Here is a 17,365-nt window from a genome sequence, read left to right on the forward strand (position 1 = left end):
CCGGGTCGTCGCATAGATGAGACGAAAACCGCGCGCGTTGTCGCAAACCGCAGTCGGGCCATTGTATTGTACTCCGCTTCGCGGCAATTAGGCATGGTTTCGACCACCATCAGGACTTGCCCGGCATGGCCAAACTCTATCATGTTCCGCTGTCTCCGTTCTGCCGAAAAGTGCGGCTGAGCCTTGCGGAAAAAAAGATCGAATGCGAACTGGTCGAAGAGCGGTATTGGGAGAAAGACCCGGATTTCCTGCGCCGCAATCCGGCGGCGAAAGTGCCGGTTCTCAAGATCGACGGTCGAACGATGGCCGAAAGCGCCGCGATCTGTGAGTATATCGAAGAAAAGTACCCCGAACCGCCTTTGATGCCCCGTTCTTCCGAGGCACGCTATGAGGTGCGGCGCTTGATCGGGTGGTTCGATGACAAGTTCCACCACGAGGTGACGTCCAAGCTCTTGTATGAACGGGTGAACAAGAAAGTCACGAAACAGGGTTTCCCGGATTCGGGAAATGTAAAATCCGGGGCCAAGGCGATCAAGTATCATCTGGATTACATGGCATGGCTACTTGATCATCGCCGGTGGCTGGCCGGAGACACGATGACACTGGCGGATTTCGCGGCTGCCGCTCATTTGTCGTCATTGGACTATATCCGCGACGTTGATTGGAATCGCAGTGCGGTGGTCAAGGACTGGTATGCCAAGATCAAGTCGCGGCCAGCGTTCCGGTCGATTCTGGCAGATCAGGTTCCGGGCTTTCCGCCACCGTCGCATTATGCGGATCTTGATTTCTAGCGCGTTGAATTTTGAGTCTGTGAAAGGGGCGGCGGAATGTGCGATTTGACCGAACGCCTGAAAGCCCAGGCGATTGAAGAGGGCTTTGCCGCCTGCCGAATATGTCGCCCCTGGGATGTGCCGCATGTGCCATCGCGACTCCACGCCTATCTTGATGCCGGATATCATGGCCAAATGGGGTGGCTGGCCGAGCGCACGCATTGGCGCGGCGCACCTCATGTTCTCTGGCCCGAGGCCCGTTCGGTGATCGTTCTGGCCGAAAATTACGCACCCGCGCATGATCCTCTGGCAATCCTCGATCAACCAGAGCAGGCGGCGATCTCGGTTTATGCGCAGAACCGCGATTATCACGATGTCGCCAAGAAACGGTTGAAACGGTTGGCGCGCTGGTTGATCGCCGAGGCGGGCGGCGAGGTGAAGGTTTTTGTCGATACGGCGCCGGTTCCGGAAAAGGCGCTTGGTCAGGCGGCCGGACTGGGGTGGCAGGGAAAGCACAGCAATCTGGTGTCGCGTGACCTTGGATCGTGGTTTTTCATCGGGTCGGTGTTCACCACGCTTGATCTGACGCCGGACCCGGCGGAAGTCGATCATTGCGGATCGTGTCGGGCCTGTCTTGATGTCTGCCCCACCGATGCGTTTCCCGCGCCGTACCAAGTTGATGCGCGCCGGTGCATTTCTTACCTGACGATCGAGCATCATGGCCCGGTAGATGAGGATTTGCGCGGATTGATGGGCAACCGGATCTATGGTTGCGACGACTGCCTGGCGGTGTGTCCCTGGAACAAGTTTGCGTCGCGTGCGTCCGAGATCAAGTATCATGCGCGAGACGATTTGCTGGCACCCAATTTGGCGGATTTGGCGAAGCTGGACGATGCAGCGTTCCGCGCGCTGTTTTCCGGTTCTCCGGTCAAACGTGTGGGGCGCGGTCGATTTGTGCGCAATGTGCTTTACGCCATAGGCAATTCAGGCTCTGCCCGGTTGCGCGACGTGGCACGCGATCTGACTGAGGACGAGGATCCAACCGTGGCCGATGCCGCGCGCTGGGCGGTAATGCAGGAGTAACGGCGTGGCAATCCTGTTGGGTGTGGACACCGGCGGCACCTATACAGATGCGGTGCTCATGCGCGACGAAGAGGCGGTGATCGCAAGTGCCAAGGCTTTGACAACCCGGCAAGATTTGGCCTTGGGTGTTGGTGCGGCTGTTCGTCGGGTGCTTGATGTGTCCGGAGTTGCGCCTTGCGACATCGCGTTGGCGTCTTTGTCCACAACCCTCGCCACTAACGCTCTGGTCGAGGGGCAGGGTGCACGCGTCGCGCTGGTCTATATCGGTTTTTCCGAGCGCGATCTGGACGCGCAGGGACTGGGCGATGCGCTGAACGGCGACCCTGTCTTGCTGACTGCTGGCGGCCACTCTCATTCCGGGGCCGAGGTTGCGGCTTTGGATCTTGACGCAATTGCCGCATGGGCCGCGGCGCAGGACGTTTCGGCGTTTGCCATTGCCGCGCAATTCGGAACGCGCAACCCATCTCATGAATTGGCGGCGCGCGATGCCGTGCGGCTTGCGACAAGCAAGCCGGTCACCTGTTCACACGAACTGTCGGCAAAACTGGGCGGACCGAAACGGGCGTTGACCGCGGTGCTGAACGCGCGGCTTATCGGTCTGACGCACCGCCTGATCGGACGCGCGCAAACCGCTTTGCAGGATCTCGGTATTGCCACACCGCTGATGGTGGTGCGCGGTGATGGGGCCTTGATGTCAGCCGCTCAAGCGTTGGAGCGACCCATCGAAACAATCCTCAGCGGCCCTGCGGCGTCCATCGTCGGGGCGCGATGGCTGACGCGAACGGACCTCGCGCTTGTTTCAGACATCGGGGGCACAACGACGGACATCGCTCTTTTGCGCAACGGGCGGCCAGTGATCGACCCCGACGGCGCACGGGTCGGCCCGCATCGCACCATGGTCGAAGCGGTGGCGATGCACACGCATGGGCTGGGTGGCGATAGCGAGGTGCATCTGAACCTTGGCGGATTGGTCGGTACGGTCAGCCTTGGGCCGAAACGTGTGTTGCCAATTGCGTTGATCGCACATGACGCACCGGACCTTGTGCATCGGACGCTGGACATGCAGCTGGCGCGCGTGACCGCTGGCAAGTTCGACGCGCGATTTGTGCGGCGCGTGGCCGATCAGGAGCGCGGACCGCTGCCAGCACGAGCTACAGACTTGCTGACCCGAATTGGGGATGATCTGCAGCCGCTGGGAACTGTGGCGCCCTCGCGGCTGGAGCTTCAATCCTTGCGGCTGCTGGTGTCGCGCGGTCTGGTGCAGATTGCCGGGGCGACTCCAACGGACGCGCTTCATGTTTCGGGTCAGTTCGCGCGGTGGGATCGAAGTGCTTCGGAAAAGGCCTTGGCCTTGGTGGCGCGCCATTGCGACGGGGCTGGCAAGCGTTATGCAACAGACGCAGCAGAGATGGCGGCGCGGATTATCGACGCCTTGACCCATGCAACAGGTGTGGCGTTGTTGGAAGCGGCTTTCGCGGCCGAGGGGGCGCTCGATCCAGCCGCGATGGCAAACGACGCCTTGCTTCACCGAGGTTTGCGTGGCGGCGAAGGGTTGGTGCGCATAGACGCTGCGCTCGACGTCCCGGTTGTCGGACTCGGTGCGTCGGCACAAGCGGTCTATCCGGCGGTTGGCGATTTCCTCAATTGTGAAACGGTGCTGCCAGATCACGGCGATGTCGCAAATGCGATCGGAGCCGTCACAGGGCGAATCCGGATGGTGCGGGAAGGGCTGGTGACAGTGATGACCGATGGCCATTTCCGCGCTCATCTGCACGATGCGCCGCAGGATTTCGACACTCTTGAAGCGGCGATGAACGCGATGGAGGCACAACTCCGCCGTGATGCGCAAGAGCAGGCCGAAGCCGCGGGTGCACAGACCGTGCATCTGCAAGCCGCGCGAGATATTTCGCAGGCTCAGGTCGAAAACAAGGCGGTCTTTGTCGAAGCGCGGATCATCGTCGAGGCCACCGGGCGGCCCCGGATTGCGGCTCACGATACGCGGACTGTAGTGTAACATGCCTTTTCATCGCGTGATTGCGCCCCATTTGTAGTGCTCAAGCGACCAGACAGGAGGCGGTATGGCCAAGTATGAAAAGAACCCGGCAGTGGTTGAAACGCTGACGCCGGAACAATTTCGCGTCACGCAGGAAAGTGGCACCGAACGGCCCGGCACGGGCGAATACCTCGATAACAAAGAGCCCGGGATTTACGTCGATATCGTGAGCGGCGAACCGCTGTTTGCCTCGGGTGACAAGTTCGAATCGGGCTGCGGCTGGCCAAGCTTTACCAAGCCGATCGAACCGGCGCATGTGAACGAATTGCGCGACATGACACACGGCATGGTGCGCACGGAAGTGCGCTCTACCCACGGGGACAGCCATTTGGGCCATGTGTTTCCCGACGGGCCGCAGGACCGGGGCGGTCTGCGCTATTGCATCAATTCCGCCAGTCTGCGGTTCATCCATCGCGATGACATGGAGGCCGAGGGCTATGGCGAGTATCTGGATCAAGTGGAGGACGTGGCATGAGTGATCGTGCAGTTTTGGCGGGCGGATGTTTCTGGGGGATGCAGGACTTGATCCGCAAGAAACCCGGAATTCAAAGTACCCGCGTCGGCTATACCGGCGGCGATGTCGATAATGCGACGTATCGCAACCACGGCACACATGCCGAGGGGATCGAGATCATCTTCGATCCCGATGTGATCTCGTATCGAGAGATCCTGGAGTTCTTTTTCCAGATTCACGATCCGACGACTCTCAACCGTCAGGGCAATGACCGCGGCATGAGCTACCGGTCCGCGATTTACTATGTCGATGAGGCGCAAAAAGAGTGCGCGCTGGAGACGATTGCCGATGTGAACGCATCGGGTGTCTGGCCGGGCAAGGTCGTGACAGAAGTTGAACCCGTTGGTGCCTTCTGGGAGGCGGAATCCGAACATCAGGATTATCTGGAGCGGGTTCCAAACGGATATACGTGCCATTTCCCGCGCCCCGACTGGGTTCTGCCAAAGCGAGATGCGGCCGAATAGCGTATAGTGAATGACAATTGCGACGGCTGGTCAGACAGCCGTCGTGCAACGTTCAGGCCTTGGAGCCGCCGATGCGCGGCTCTGTTCCCGCCCTGAGCCGTTTTATGTTGGCGCGGTGGCGCCACATGATCAATCCGACGAGCACGAGGGTGAGAAAGAATATCTCGCCTTTGCCCAGCAACAGGCACCAGAGCAGCGACCACAACGCGGCGACGAGGGCGGAAAGGCTGGAAATACGGCTGATTGCGGCTGCGGCGAGCCAGGTGGCGCAAGACAACAACCCCACGGGCCATGACAGGGCGAGCATGAGGCCGAGGAACGTTGCCACGCCTTTGCCGCCCTTGAACTCGAGCCAGATCGGATAACAATGGCCCAGAAATGCGGCAAGTGCCGCGACTTGTGCCGCGGCCTCTCCGCCGAGTGCGCGCGCCAGAAGGACAGCAACCGCGCCTTTCGCCCCGTCCAGAACAAGTGTCGCGGCAGCGGTCGATTTGCTGCCGGTGCGCAGAACGTTTGTGGCTCCGATATTGCCCGACCCGATCTCGCGCAGATCGCCAAGCCCAAAGGCGCGTGTGAGGATCAGACCGAACGGAATTGATCCAAGCCCATAGCCAATCACCGCCCAAAGGGCCAAAACGGCAGGGCTCGAATCGATCATGGGCATCAGGCGCTCCGATATACCGAGGTTCCGTTGACGAAGGTTTGCAAGACTTTACCCTGCAAGCGCGCTCCGTCAAAGGGAGTGTTTTTCGATTTCGACAACAGCTTGAACCGATCAAGCACGATAGGCTTGTCCGGATCAAACAGCACCAGATCGGCCGGTGCGCCCTTTTCCAGTCGACCACATTCAAGCCCAAGCCGTTTCGCCGGGTTGAGCGATAATGCGCGGAACAATGTGGGAAGATCCAGTTCGCCAGAGTGATACAGGCGCAAGAGCACCGGCAGCATGGTTTCCAGACCGACGGCACCGCTGGCGGCCTCTTCGAAGGGCAGGCGCTTGCTTTCTTCGTCCTGAGGCGTGTGGAACGACCCGATGATGTCGATCAGGCCGGTTCTCACGGCCTCGACCATCGCAACCCGGTCATCCTCGGCGCGCAAAGGCGGTTTGACTTTGAAGAAGGTCCGATAGTCGGCAATGTCGAATTCGTTGAGTGTCAGGTGGTGCATGGAGATCCCGGCCGTCACATCAAAGCCGTTGCGCTTGGCGCGGTCCAGCGGCGGCAGTGCGCGCGACGTGGTGATCTGATCTGCGTGGTAGCGCACGCCGGTCATCTCCACCAAGGCTATATCACGGTCCAGCCCCATACGCTCGGCCATCGGCGACACCGACGGCAGACCGCGCAACGAGGCGAATTTGCCAGACGTGGTGGCCGCCCCGGCAGACAGTACGGGGTCTTGCGGATGTCCGACGATCAAAGCGCCCAACGCTCGCGCATACGTCATGGCGCGCGACAGCACCTTGGTGTCGCTGACCACGCGATCGCAATCGGAAAACGCCACCGCACCGGCATCCATCAGAAAGCCGATCTCGGTCATTTCGCGGCCCAGTCGGCCCTTGGTCAGCGCGGCCATCGGCAAGACATGCACCGGGGCCGCTTCATTGGCACGCCGGCGGACGAATTCCAGCGTTTCGGGCGTGTCGACAGCGGGTGAGGTGTCAGGGCGGGTGACGATGGTCGTCACGCCGCCCGCCGCCGCCGCCTGCCCGGCGGAGCCGTAGCTTTCCTTGTGCCGTTCACCGGGTTCGCAAATCTTCACACCGATATCCACGATACCGGGTGCGATGTATTTCCCTCGCGCATCAATGCGCGCTTCGTCGGGCACGGACTCGGCGCTGATTTCGGGGTCGGGTGTATCGAACACCTCGGCAATCACACCGCCCAATATGAGGATCGCGCCAAGGGTGACCGTGCGTGATTCGGGATTGACCAATCTGGCGTTGGTGATGAGCGTGGTCATGTCGCGTGCTCCGCTCCGCGTGCCTGGTTGATCGTTGCGATCACCGCCTGCGGGTCTTCCTGATATTTGATGAGGTGCTTGTCGCCGCTCCGCGTGACCACTTGAACCGCACCGGCAATGGTGCGCAGTTTGGTGATGTTCTCGAGCGCGGTGGTGCGTTGATAGGGGCCGCTCAGGTTTTTTCTATCCAGAACCCACACTTCGGTCAAAAGTTCGGACGCCATGTACCAGCCTCGTATCGCGACGGCGGCGAAACCGGCGACCGCGCCGGTCCAGACATGCGGATTTCCCACCAGCCAGAGAACGAGCATCGCACCCGCCATCGCCACAGCGGCCATCATCGCATGTGTGCGAATATAGGTCGTCTTGTCCGGATGAAATTCTGTCATGTGGTCTTTCAGGAACGGCTGCGGTGTCAGTTGAGGAACAATCTGGCGAGGATGATCCCGACCGCCAGCACAGCCAGGATGCTGACAATGAGCCAGACCACCGATCCCTGCTTCTGCGACTGCGGCGCCGCCGTGCCGCCGCCGACGCCTTTGGCGGAGTCGCTGTGAACAGCAGCACCGCGCGGGGTGGGCTTGGGCTCATTGAATGTGCCGATCCAACGCAGAGGTGCTGAGATGTTCAATTCTTGCTCGGTTTGATCAAAGGCTTGTGACGGCAGGATCAGGGCATGTCCGGTCAGCGCATCCAGGCGTGCGCGCATTGACTCGAATTCCGGCCCGTTCACGTCATGTGCGCTGCTGAGATATTGCGACAGCGTCATGCCGCCCAATTCGCGGATATCGACCACTTCGACAAAAGATGGGCGCAGCGATTTCGCGCCAAGCGCGTATTGGACCGGCCATTCTCCGGTGCCCGCTTGCTTGGTGAACCGGCTGATCGCATCGCGTGGCAAATCGATGTGGAACACCCGGATCACCCCGTGCTCGCTGCTCTTGATCGTCATTGGCGTGCTCATACCATCACTCCCTTGTTTTGTGTTGCGCGTCGCTCTTTCAGCGACCGCGCCAGCAAATCCATTGCGGCCATCCGAACGGCGACGCCCATTTCAACCTGTTCGTGGATAACCGACCGATTGATGTCATCCGCCAATGTGCCGTCAATCTCGACCCCGCGATTCATCGGTCCAGGATGCATCACGATGGCGTCCTCCTTGGCATGGCCAAGTTTTTCCGCGTCGAGCCCGTAGCGGTGATAATATTCGCGTTCAGAAGGAATGAACCCGCCATCCATCCGTTCTTTTTGCAGCCGCAGCATCATGACCACGTCCACGTCTTTCAGCCCTTCGCGCATGTCCTCGAACACTTCGACTCCGAATTCGGCAATGCCCGAGGGCATCAGCGTCGGCGGGCCGATCAGGCGCACGCGGTTTTCCATCTTGCCCAGCAACATGATATTGGAACGCGCGACGCGGCTGTGGGCGATATCGCCGCAGATGGCGATGGACAGACGGTGCAAACGTCCTTTGGCGCGCCGGATCGTCAGCGCATCCAACAACGCTTGCGTCGGGTGTTCGTGGCGTCCGTCACCGGCGTTCAGCACGGCGCAATCGACCTTCTGGCTCAGCAGGTCCACCGCGCCGGATTGGGGATGACGCACCACCAGAAGATCGGGGCGCATCGCGTTGAGGGTGAGCGCCGTATCGACCAGGGTTTCCCCCTTTTTCACCGAGGATGCCTGCATCGCCATATTCATCACGTCCGCGCCCAGACGCTTGCCCGCCAGTTCGAAACTGGCCTGCGTTCGGGTAGAGTTTTCAAAGAACATGTTGATCTGCGTCAGCCCTGCCAACACGTCGGTGCTGGGCATGCGGGTCCTGTTCCGGTCAGCGTATTGATCGGCCAGATCAAGAAGCGTGGTGATTTCATCCGGGCGGAGGGGTTCGATCCCGAGAAGATGTCGTTGCGTGAAGATCATATTTCGGTCCCGGAGCCAAGCCTTTGCCTTATAGGCGCTCGGTCAGGCACCAGCAAGCGGCGTGAGGTCTGTCGGCGATGTTTCCCCTGTATCAGTCTACTACATGTAGTGATTTTTCTAAAATTTTACTCTCCATATGGTTGACTTCATTTCTCGCTCACGGGTAGGTGAAGATGCTAAATCTGCGGGGAAAATATGTATCTTAATAAAACGTTAAGCGGCCTTATGCTTGGGGCTGCGCTGTTTCTTACGGCTTGCGCGGAACAGGCGCACCGTGTGCCGGCAGCTTATATTCCAAGTATCATCTATCGCGGAGCGACCTGCCAGGAGCTCTATCAAGAACGCGTCAAACTGGCGGGTTATGTGCGCCATATTACCGCCGAGCAGCGCAACGCGGCGCAGGGCGACGTGGTGTTCTTTACCGCCGGCGCGCTGATCTTCTGGCCGGCTCTGCTTGCCCTGCCGATCAGCGTCGACCAGTCGGCCCAACTATCGGTGGCGCGGGGGCACTATGATTCCCTGTCCAAGGCGATGGTCGAACAGGGGTGCATAGTGGGTGCGGGCGGCCATCGCGCGGCACCGCAGGTCGTTCGGGTTCCTTCTAGCAAAGTGTCGGTTGGCACTTATCAGCAGCATCCTGATGCGATGTTGCCGAACTGGAAACGGTATCCGGGTCAGTTCCCGCCAATGTAGGGGTTTGCGGCCAATTAGGCCGCAACGCCGCTTTTGCGTGCCGCGCCGCCGAGATAAGCTACGCGCATGGATTCGCATCTGGATTGGCACGCGGCACGGGCTGCATTGGAATGGCAGGTTGACCTTGGCGTGACCGAGGCGATCTCGGAAGCGCCGGTCAACCGCTTCGAGCAGGTCGCCCCGCCTCCCAAGGCTGGCGTGGCCTCAACCGCGCAAGCGCCGGTGTCACCTGTGCAACCCGTCGCCGCGCCCGATCCGGTTGCCGATGCCGAAACGGCGGCACGCGGGGCGGGCGATCTTGCCTCTTTGAAGGCAGCGATGCAGGCTTATACCCATTGCGATCTGCGCAAGGGCGCCCGCAATCTGGTGTTCAGCGATGGGATCGCCGGCGCGCGCGTGATGATTGTCGGGGAATCGCCGGGTCGCGAGGAAGACCGCGTTGGGAAACCGTTTGTCGGCCGTGCGGGACAGTTGCTTGACAAGATGCTGGCGGCGATCGACCTGGGCCGTGATCGCGAGGACGGGCGCGGCGTTTACATCACCAACGTTCTGCCGTGGCGGCCGCCACAGAATCGCGATCCGAAACCTGATGAGATGGCGATGATGCTGCCGTTCCTGAAGCGGCATATCGAATTGGCCAACCCCGAGTTTCTGGTCGTCATGGGCAACAGTTCATGTCAGGCCCTGCTTGGCAAACGTGGTATCACGCGGCTGCGTGGTGAATGGGCTGAGGCGCTGGGCCGTCCCGCTTTGCCGATGCTTCATCCCGCGTATCTGTTGCGCAACCCCGCCGCCAAACGTGAGACTTGGGCCGATCTGCTGGATCTGCAAGCCCGCCTCGCACAATCGAAAGCCTGACCCATGAGCCGGATCGACGACACCAAGTACTTTGTGCCCATCCGCATTGCGGTTCTGACCGTGAGTGACAGCCGCGCGCTTGATGAGGATCGCTCGGGCGACACGCTTGTTGGGCGGATCAAGGACGCTGGGCATATTTTGGCCGATCGCAAGATCATCCAGGATGAACGTGATCTGATCGCCGCGCAGTTGCGCAATTGGTGTGACGGTTCGGATGTGGATGTCGTGATCTCCACCGGCGGCACCGGCCTTACCGGGCGCGATGTGACGGTCGAGGCGCACCGCGATGTCTACGAGAAAGAAATTGATGCGTTCAGCACTGTGTTTACGATGGTGTCGTTTCAGAAGATCGGCACCAGTGCTGTGCAAAGCCGCGCCACCGGCGGCGTGCGCAACGGCACATACCTGTTTGCCTTGCCCGGAAGCCCCGGAGCCTGCAAGGATGCATGGGACGAGATTTTGCGCCTTCAGCTCGATTATCGGCACCGTCCTTGTAACTTTGTCGAGATATTGCCGAGATTGGATGAACATTTGCGACGGAAATAACGCTATCCTGCGTGTTACGAAGGACGTGTTATTGGAAAACATGCAGATCTCGCTATCTGTAAAGCAGACCTGTTGCTGAGGATTGTCGCCAATGCGCTTTTTGCGCCGTAGCCTTACGGGGCTGTTTTTGTTGTCTTTGACGCTGGGCTTGCTGGCCTTCGCCGCCGTTCAGGTGCGCGATGCCGTGCAGGATCGCATGAACCGGGAACCGAGGAGCTTCGAGGCGCGCGAACGGGTGTTCGCGGTCAATGTCGTGCCGGTCGCTTTCGGGACTGTTACACCGGAGTTGACGGCGTTCGGCCAGGTCGAAAGCGCGAGAACGCTGGAGATCCGGGCTGCCGCAGGCGGACGTGTGATGGACATCGCCCCGGAATTTGTCGAAGGCGGCACCGTGACCGAGGGTCAGGTGATGTTGCGGATCGACCCGACGGATGCGGAGTCGGTGCTACAGCGGCTCCAGAGCGAGATTGTAGACTCCAGGGCAGAGCAGCGCGAGGCCGAGCGCGGGTTGGTGCTGGCGCAGGACGAGCAAGCCGCGGCCGAAGATCAGGCGGCTCTGCGTGAACGTGCTTTCCAGCGGCAACGCGATTTGCAGGATCGCGGAGTCGGCACGGCAGCGGCGGTCGAAGTTGCCGAACTCGCCGCCGCGCAGGCGCGCCAGTCTGTTCTGGCGCGGCGTCAGGCCGTGGCACAGGCCGAAGCACGCATAGATCAGGCCACGACACGCCTGTCGCGCGCGGTGATTGCCGAGGCCGAGGCGCAGCGCCGGTTGGATGACACGCTGATCACCGCAGGGTTTACTGGCACGCTGGCTGAGGTTTCGGTCGTTCAGGGACGGCTTGTCTCGTCCAATGAAAAGCTGGCCCGTTTGATAGACGCCGATGCGCTTGAAGTTGCGTTTCGGGTCTCCACGCAACAGTTTGCCCGATTGCTTGACGACGACGGCGATTTGTCAAACGCCGATGTGACGGTCGTGCTTGACGTGTTTGGAACCAATCTGACGGCGCAAGGCCGACTCAGCCGCGCCGGGGCGACCGTGGGCGAGGGACAGACCGGGCGGCTCTTGTTTGCCACGCTCGACAGCGCGAGAGGGTTTCGCCCCGGTGACTTTGTCACGGTCATGACCGACGAACCGCCCTTGGACCGCGTCGCAAAAATCCCTGCGTCTGCGCTGGACGCTGCCAATGAGGTGCTTGTTCTTACCGAGGACGACCGGCTTGAGGAAGTTCCGGTTTCGCTCGTACGCAGGCAAGGAAACGATGTTCTGATTCGCGCCGACGAAATCGAAGGACGCGAAGTCGTTGCCGAACGGACACCGCTTCTGGGTGCCGGTATCAAGGTGAAACCGGTCCGACCCGATGAGCGGTCGAATGTGTCAGAGGCTCCCGAGATGGTCGAACTGACCGACGAGCGCCGTGCAAGACTGACGGCATTCGTGGAGGCCAACACCCGGATGCCCGAAGAAGCGCGACAGCGTATTCTGAACCAGCTTTCCCAAGGTACGGTGCCCGCCGGAGTGGTCGCACGTCTTGAATCCCGGATGGGGGGCTAAACCGTGGTACGCGCCCTACCTGGCAAGGCCGGTGGTCTGCTGAGTTATTTCGTACGGCACAGGACAATCGCGAACCTGCTGTTGATCCTCATGATCGTGGCGGGGTTGATGGCGTTTCCAAACATGCGGGCGCAGTTCTTTCCCGATGTGGTTGTCGATGATGTCGACATCTCGGTCAGTTGGGACGGTGCGGGCGCCGAAGACGTGGATCGCGGCATCGTGCAGATCCTCGAACCTGCCGTGCTGTCGGTCGAAGGGGTTGAAAGCTCTCAGGCGACGTCGCGCGAAGGGCGTGCGAGCATCCGGTTGGAGTTTGAACCCGGTTGGGACATGTCGCGTGCGGCCGATGACGTGCAGACCGCAGTCGATGCCGTGTCGACGCTGCCCGAGGATGCGGACGATCCGGTGATCCGTCGCGGCGCGTGGCGTGATCGGGTGACGGACCTTGTCATCACCGGTCCGGTGGCGGTCGATCAGTTGGCGCGCTTTGCCGATGAACTGAGCGTCCGGCTGTTTGCCGAAGGTGTGACGCGCACCACGATCCGGGGACTGGCTGCGCTGCGCACCGTGGTCGAGGTGCCATCGGCCAACCTTGTCGCCTTCGACATCTCCATGCAGGAGATCGCGACCGCCATCGCGCAGGAGGTCGATGCCAACCCTGCGGGCGATGTCGGGAGCGCCAACACTCGGGTGCGCACCGGTGTCGAAAAGCGCAGCGCAGAGCAGATTTCCGACATCGTGCTGCGCTCGAACGATGACGGATCGAACCTGACCGTCGGTGATGTGGCCATGATCTCGGTTCAGGGGGTCGATCGCGAGCGCGGCTATTTCGTTGGCGAGAACCCGGCGATTTCCGTGCGTGTGGATCGCAGCGATCAGGGTGATGCAATCGCCATTCAACGCACCGTCGAAGACGTCGCGGCAGAGTTCGAGGCATCGCTGCCGGACGGTGTGAAGATTGATCTGATCCGAACGCGGGCCGAAGCGATTTCGGGACGTCTGGACATATTGCTGGATAACGGGCTGACGGGGCTGGCGCTGGTGCTGCTGCTCTTGTTCCTGTTCCTCAATGTGCGCACCGCATTCTGGGTGGCGGCGGGCATCCCGGCTGCCATGTTTGCGGCAATTGCGCTCATGTGGGCGGCGGGAATCACGATCAACATGATTTCCCTGTTCGCGTTGATCATCACGTTGGGGATCGTCGTAGACGATGCCATTGTGGTGGGCGAACACGCCGATCATCTCGCCCGCAGCGGCCTGCCACCTGTCGAGGCGGCAGAGCGAGCGGCTCACCGGATGGCGCTGCCGGTGTTCGCGGCCACGCTGACCACGATCATCGCCTTTTTTGCCCTGGTGGCGGTCGGTGGGCGATTTGGAGATCTGATTGCCGACATTCCCTTTACTGTGATCGCCGTGCTGGCTGCCTCCCTGATCGAGTGCTTCCTGATCTTGCCGAACCACATGGCGCATGCGCTGGCACATGGTGCGAAACAGCATTGGTACGATGTGCCGTCTCGCGTCGTGAACCGCGGGTTTCGATGGGTGCGGGAGCGACTGTTCCGCCCGCTGATGGGTTTGATCGTCAGGGCGCGATACGCCGTTCTGGCGGGGGCGGTGGTTCTGCTCGCGATGCAAGTGGCGATGGTCATTCGCGGCGACGTGCAGTGGCGGTTCTTCAATTCGCCCGAGCAAAGCTCGGTCACGGGCAACTTTGCCATGGCACCGGGCGCGACCCGCGAAGACACGATCGAGATGATGCGTATCTTCCAAAGGTCGGTCGAGGAATTTGGCCGCACGCTGGAAGAACGTCACGGCGTGAACCCTTTGGAATACGTGATCGCCGAAATCGGCGGTAACGCGGGCCGTGGCATTGCGGGGTCAGACACCAAGGACGCGGACCAGCTTGGCGGCATTTCCATCGAGTTGATCGACGCCGATGCCCGCCCCTTCACCAGCGGCGCGTTCGTCAGCGAATTGCAGGATGCCGTGCCGCGACATCCGCTTGTCGAGACCATCAGTTTCCGCAGCTGGGCCAGTGGCCCGGCGAGCGATGCGCTGGACGTGCAGTTTTTCGGCGCCAGCGCCGAGACGCTGAAAGCTGCGTCCGAAGACCTCAAGGCAGCGCTGGCGCGCTATCCCGAAGTGTCGGCGGTCGAGGACAATCTGGCTTATGACAAGGAGGAGCTTGTCCTCGAGCTGACTGCTCAGGGACAGGCTTTGGGCTTCACCATAGATGGGCTCGGCCGCGTGTTGCGTGCCCGGCTTGGCGGAATCGAAGCGGCAACCTATCCCGACGGCCCACGCAGCGCCGAAATTCGGGTTGAACTGCCAGTTGGCGAACTGACCGCAGATTTCCTTGAACGCACGCAGATGCGCACACCCGCCGGAGCCTATGTGCCACTGGCCGACATCGTGAGCGTCGAACGCCGCACCGGATTTTCAACTGTGCGGCGCGAAAACGGCGTCAGGCTGATTTCGGTTACCGGCGACATTTCGGAAGACAACGCCGCGCGCGCCAATGACATCATGCTGGCGCTCGAAACCGAGATCCTGCCGACGATCGCGAGCGAGCGTCAAGTGGAATACCGGCTTGCCGGGCTGAGCGAGCAGGAGGGCGAATTTCTCAACGACGCGCGCACGGGTTTGATCTTGGCGCTGGTCGCGATCTACATCGTCCTGTCGTGGGTGTTTGCCAGCTGGACACGGCCCTTGGTGGTGATGTCGGTGATCCCGTTCGGGCTGGTCGGCACCATCTACGGACACGCGCATTGGGATGTGCCGCTTAGCATGTTCACTGTCGTGGGTCTTTTGGGCATGACCGGGATCATCATCAACGATTCAATCGTTCTGGTCACGACAATCGACGAAAAGGCACAGGATCGTGGGCTTGTGCCGTCAATCATCGACGGTGCGGCAGACCGGCTGCGACCGGTGTTCCTGACCACGGCGACAACGGTTCTCGGGTTGGTTCCCCTGCTCTACGAGCAATCGAACCAGGCGCAATTTCTGAAACCCACGGTCATCACTCTGGTCTATGGTCTCGGTTTCGGGATGTTTCTGGTTCTGTTGATCGTGCCATCTTTGGTTGCGGTGCAGCATGACATGGCTCGGCTGACGCAATCGGCACGGCGCGGCCTGCGATTTCGACAGAAGGGATTGCGCAGCGCCTTGGTTGCTGCGTCGGTGCTGATCGTTGCATGGCTTGGCGCGACCCTGGGGGTGTTTGCGCTCACTGGCGCGTTGCCGTCGGCACTTCAGAAATTGCTGTCGCGCCTATCGTTCGCACCTGATGCCGGTCTGACGACAACGCTTGCGCTGTTCATCTTTGGTGCGGCAGTGATCTGCGTTGGCGTTTATCTGTTGGCGGCCATTGCTCTGGGGGTCACCCGCGCGCGTCGGACGGTGTAAACATCAGGGCGAACAGCCGTGAATGTCTACTGCGTGATTGCCCCCGATGACGGTGAAGCGCAGCTTGGAGCGATCAAGCGCAAAGCTGCCGCCATCGACATGCATCATCCGGGTGCTGGCAAACAACGATCCACCATCGCGGTGGCTGTCAGGTTCGGCAACCCAGACACGCGGATTGTCGGTCTCGATCACCACATACTCGGCTCCGCCTGCACTTGGCATGTCGATCCTCGTGTGCAGGACCAGACCTCCGCCCTTGCCGGACTTCACCTTGCATGACACAGCGCGCACATGCGCGTCTTGCGCCGTAAACGGTGTATCTGTTAGGGCCGCGGCGATTGTCGGATCAGGGCGCGTCACAGCGCTGGGGAGGGTCGCGGTAAAGTTCAGGCGGGCGGGAATGCAGATATCCTTGCAAATCCCGATATGCACCTCGCCTGAAACCTCGATATCTGCGGATATGTCCTTGGCGACCAGATGCAACGGGATCACCACTTCGCGCCGATATCCGACGGAGCGCATGCCCTGTTCAAAGAAGACATCCGGTGTCGGCCACTTGGGCGAGACCGCATCAATATTTTGCGAACCAGCCCAGTCGAATTGCGGCGGGATGCCGAAATCGCCCGGCGCGCGCCAATAGGTTTTCCAACCCGGTTCCAAAACGATATGCAGCGCGGCCATATGGGTGCCGTCGGCCATCCGCCATCCCGGACGCAACTCGACCTTGGACAGCCCGGTCGTATCACCGCCCGCAAACGCAGGCATGCCGCACAGGATCAGCGCGACAAGTGCCGCAAGGTAGGTTCGCATGAGTGTCATACATCAGCAGATGGCCGCTTTGCTGCCGGAAGAAAAGTCACAAACCGGCGATCCAAAGCGATCTGACGTGATCTGTGCCCTTGCAACCGCGCGCCGACGCAGCCACGTTAGAGACGTGAATACGCGCCAGACCATGACCGACCTCACCGGACAATTGCTCATCGCAATGCCGGGGATGCCCGACCCTCGGTTCGAGCATAGCCTGATCTATCTTTGTGCCCATTCCGACGAGGGCGCCATGGGATTGATCGTGAACAAGCCGTCTGCGGATGTGACCTTTGGCAATCTGCTCGACCAGCTGTCGATCGACAGCCCGGAGGATGTCGCCGAGACGCAGGTGCATTTTGGCGGACCGGTCGAGTTGGGCCGCGGATTTGTGCTTCACAGCACCGATTTCATGTCGGACCTGACGACGCTGGAGGTGGACGAGGAATTCTCCATGACCGGAACGCTTGACGTCCTGGAGAACATCGCGGCCGGCACCGGGCCAGAGAAGCGTTTGATCTTGTTGGGGTATGCCGGATGGGGGCCAGGACAACTGGAAAGCGAAATTGCGTCAAACGGTTGGTTGATCTGCGACGCAACAAGCGATCTGGTATTTGCGACACCCGACAGCGACAAGTGGGAAGCCGCCCTGGCAACGCTTGGCATCACCCCGCTGGCCCTTTCGGCAGAAGGCGGGCGCGCCTGAACCGGCGGTCTTCGAGGGGCGCTGCCCCTCAC

Annotated in this window: 17 protein-coding genes; 11 read left to right on the forward strand and 6 right to left on the reverse strand. The window is 60.8% G+C overall.

What is annotated here, in order from left to right; translation table 11 throughout:
• Window positions 1-125: 125 nt before the first annotated feature.
• From ACGKZZ_RS02195 to msrA, 5 genes are all read left to right on the forward strand, one after another.
• Window positions 126-791 carry a glutathione S-transferase family protein gene (locus ACGKZZ_RS02195; protein ID WP_411221789.1) on the forward strand — a complete coding sequence of 222 codons (666 nt, stop codon included), beginning with the start codon at window positions 126-128 and terminating at the stop codon, window positions 789-791.
• 36 nt (window positions 792-827) lie between these two features.
• Window positions 828-1,853, forward strand: a complete 1,026-nt coding sequence (gene queG / locus ACGKZZ_RS02200; RefSeq protein WP_411221790.1) for a tRNA epoxyqueuosine(34) reductase QueG — start codon at window positions 828-830, stop codon at window positions 1,851-1,853.
• A 4-nt stretch (window positions 1,854-1,857) separates the two neighbouring features.
• Window positions 1,858-3,867 carry a hydantoinase/oxoprolinase N-terminal domain-containing protein gene (locus tag ACGKZZ_RS02205; protein WP_411221791.1) on the forward strand — a complete coding sequence of 670 codons (2,010 nt, stop codon included), beginning with the start codon at window positions 1,858-1,860 and terminating at the stop codon, window positions 3,865-3,867.
• Window positions 3,868-3,931: 64 nt separating this feature from the next.
• Window positions 3,932-4,381, forward strand: coding sequence for a peptide-methionine (R)-S-oxide reductase MsrB (gene msrB / locus ACGKZZ_RS02210; RefSeq protein ID WP_411221792.1), 450 nt, complete (start codon window positions 3,932-3,934; stop codon window positions 4,379-4,381).
• On the forward strand, window positions 4,378-4,884 hold the full coding sequence (msrA, locus tag ACGKZZ_RS02215) for a peptide-methionine (S)-S-oxide reductase MsrA (protein ID WP_411221793.1): 507 nt from the start codon (window positions 4,378-4,380) through the stop codon (window positions 4,882-4,884). The genes msrB and msrA overlap by 4 nt, the downstream gene beginning before the upstream one ends.
• Window positions 4,885-4,936: 52 nt before the next feature.
• On the opposite strand, the gene plsY is transcribed toward msrA, so the two are convergent.
• The 5 genes from plsY to ACGKZZ_RS02240 are packed head-to-tail and all read right to left on the reverse strand — an operon-like array spanning window position 4,937 to window position 8,766.
• Window positions 4,937-5,548: a glycerol-3-phosphate 1-O-acyltransferase PlsY gene (plsY, locus tag ACGKZZ_RS02220; RefSeq protein WP_411221794.1), complete on the reverse strand. Its 612-nt coding sequence runs from the start codon at window positions 5,546-5,548 to the stop codon at window positions 4,937-4,939.
• Window positions 5,548-6,843 (reverse strand): dihydroorotase, encoded by a 1,296-nt coding sequence (gene pyrC / locus ACGKZZ_RS02225; protein WP_411221795.1) that lies wholly within the window; start codon window positions 6,841-6,843, stop codon window positions 5,548-5,550. The genes plsY and pyrC overlap by 1 nt, the downstream gene beginning before the upstream one ends.
• A complete protein-coding gene (locus tag ACGKZZ_RS02230; protein ID WP_411221796.1) occupies window positions 6,840-7,232 on the reverse strand; it encodes a hypothetical protein in 393 nt (130 codons plus the stop codon). Before ACGKZZ_RS02230 ends, pyrC begins: the two co-directional genes overlap by 4 nt.
• A 26-nt stretch (window positions 7,233-7,258) precedes the next feature.
• Window positions 7,259-7,807: an aspartate carbamoyltransferase catalytic subunit gene (locus ACGKZZ_RS02235; RefSeq protein WP_411221797.1), complete on the reverse strand. Its 549-nt coding sequence runs from the start codon at window positions 7,805-7,807 to the stop codon at window positions 7,259-7,261.
• Entirely contained in the window at window positions 7,804-8,766 is a 963-nt protein-coding gene (locus ACGKZZ_RS02240) for an aspartate carbamoyltransferase catalytic subunit (protein ID WP_411221798.1), read from the reverse strand. The genes ACGKZZ_RS02235 and ACGKZZ_RS02240 overlap by 4 nt, the downstream gene beginning before the upstream one ends.
• 195 nt (window positions 8,767-8,961) lie before the next feature.
• Between ACGKZZ_RS02240 and ACGKZZ_RS02245 the strand changes: the two genes are divergently transcribed.
• The 5 genes from ACGKZZ_RS02245 (at window position 8,962) to ACGKZZ_RS02265 (ending at window position 15,823) form a co-directional block, all read left to right on the forward strand.
• Window positions 8,962-9,459 carry a hypothetical protein gene (locus ACGKZZ_RS02245; protein WP_411221799.1) on the forward strand — a complete coding sequence of 166 codons (498 nt, stop codon included), beginning with the start codon at window positions 8,962-8,964 and terminating at the stop codon, window positions 9,457-9,459.
• 66 nt (window positions 9,460-9,525) lie between these two features.
• On the forward strand, window positions 9,526-10,317 hold the full coding sequence (locus ACGKZZ_RS02250; RefSeq protein WP_411221800.1) for a uracil-DNA glycosylase family protein: 792 nt from the start codon (window positions 9,526-9,528) through the stop codon (window positions 10,315-10,317).
• Window positions 10,318-10,320: 3 nt separating this feature from the next.
• A complete protein-coding gene (gene moaB / locus ACGKZZ_RS02255) occupies window positions 10,321-10,863 on the forward strand; it encodes a molybdenum cofactor biosynthesis protein B (protein ID WP_411221801.1) in 543 nt (180 codons plus the stop codon).
• 91 nt (window positions 10,864-10,954) lie between these two features.
• Window positions 10,955-12,415 carry an efflux RND transporter periplasmic adaptor subunit gene (locus ACGKZZ_RS02260; RefSeq protein ID WP_411221802.1) on the forward strand — a complete coding sequence of 487 codons (1,461 nt, stop codon included), beginning with the start codon at window positions 10,955-10,957 and terminating at the stop codon, window positions 12,413-12,415.
• Between the two features lie 3 nt (window positions 12,416-12,418).
• Complete coding sequence (locus ACGKZZ_RS02265) at window positions 12,419-15,823, forward strand: efflux RND transporter permease subunit (RefSeq protein WP_411221803.1); 3,405 nt, start codon at window positions 12,419-12,421, stop codon at window positions 15,821-15,823.
• A gap of 3 nt (window positions 15,824-15,826) precedes the next feature.
• Here the strand turns inward: ACGKZZ_RS02265 and ACGKZZ_RS02270 are convergent, their stop codons facing one another.
• The gene (locus ACGKZZ_RS02270; protein WP_411221804.1) at window positions 15,827-16,642 is read right to left on the reverse strand and encodes a protein-disulfide reductase DsbD domain-containing protein; all 816 of its coding nucleotides are present in this window, start codon (window positions 16,640-16,642) and stop codon (window positions 15,827-15,829) included.
• 133 nt (window positions 16,643-16,775) lie between these two features.
• Here ACGKZZ_RS02270 and ACGKZZ_RS02275 point away from each other — a divergent pair, with 133 nt between their 5' ends.
• Window positions 16,776-17,333 carry a YqgE/AlgH family protein gene (locus ACGKZZ_RS02275; RefSeq protein WP_411222195.1) on the forward strand — a complete coding sequence of 186 codons (558 nt, stop codon included), beginning with the start codon at window positions 16,776-16,778 and terminating at the stop codon, window positions 17,331-17,333.
• Window positions 17,334-17,365: the final 32 nt, after the last annotated feature.

The organism is Marivita sp. S2033 (assembly GCF_046592965.1).
GTDB lineage: Bacteria > Pseudomonadota > Alphaproteobacteria > Rhodobacterales > Rhodobacteraceae > Marivita.

Excerpts from the sequence above, each read along its gene's own strand:
- ACGKZZ_RS02195 (WP_411221789.1), top strand. The coding sequence starts at position 126 with ATGGCCAAACTCTATCATGTTCCGCTGTCTCCGTTCTGCCGAAAAGTG.
- queG (WP_411221790.1), top strand. The coding sequence starts at position 828 with ATGTGCGATTTGACCGAACGCCTGAAAGCCCAGGCGATTGAAGAGGGC.
- msrB (WP_411221792.1), top strand. The coding sequence starts at position 3,932 with ATGGCCAAGTATGAAAAGAACCCGGCAGTGGTTGAAACGCTGACGCCG.
- msrA (WP_411221793.1), top strand. The coding sequence starts at position 4,378 with ATGAGTGATCGTGCAGTTTTGGCGGGCGGATGTTTCTGGGGGATGCAG.
- plsY (WP_411221794.1), bottom strand. The coding sequence starts at position 5,548 with ATGCCCATGATCGATTCGAGCCCTGCCGTTTTGGCCCTTTGGGCGGTG.
- pyrC (WP_411221795.1), bottom strand. The coding sequence starts at position 6,843 with ATGACCACGCTCATCACCAACGCCAGATTGGTCAATCCCGAATCACGC.
- ACGKZZ_RS02230 (WP_411221796.1), bottom strand. The coding sequence starts at position 7,232 with ATGACAGAATTTCATCCGGACAAGACGACCTATATTCGCACACATGCG.
- ACGKZZ_RS02235 (WP_411221797.1), bottom strand. The coding sequence starts at position 7,807 with ATGAGCACGCCAATGACGATCAAGAGCAGCGAGCACGGGGTGATCCGG.
- ACGKZZ_RS02240 (WP_411221798.1), bottom strand. The coding sequence starts at position 8,766 with ATGATCTTCACGCAACGACATCTTCTCGGGATCGAACCCCTCCGCCCG.
- ACGKZZ_RS02245 (WP_411221799.1), top strand. The coding sequence starts at position 8,962 with ATGTATCTTAATAAAACGTTAAGCGGCCTTATGCTTGGGGCTGCGCTG.
- ACGKZZ_RS02250 (WP_411221800.1), top strand. The coding sequence starts at position 9,526 with ATGGATTCGCATCTGGATTGGCACGCGGCACGGGCTGCATTGGAATGG.
- moaB (WP_411221801.1), top strand. The coding sequence starts at position 10,321 with ATGAGCCGGATCGACGACACCAAGTACTTTGTGCCCATCCGCATTGCG.
- ACGKZZ_RS02260 (WP_411221802.1), top strand. The coding sequence starts at position 10,955 with ATGCGCTTTTTGCGCCGTAGCCTTACGGGGCTGTTTTTGTTGTCTTTG.
- ACGKZZ_RS02270 (WP_411221804.1), bottom strand. The coding sequence starts at position 16,642 with ATGACACTCATGCGAACCTACCTTGCGGCACTTGTCGCGCTGATCCTG.
- ACGKZZ_RS02275 (WP_411222195.1), top strand. The coding sequence starts at position 16,776 with ATGACCGACCTCACCGGACAATTGCTCATCGCAATGCCGGGGATGCCC.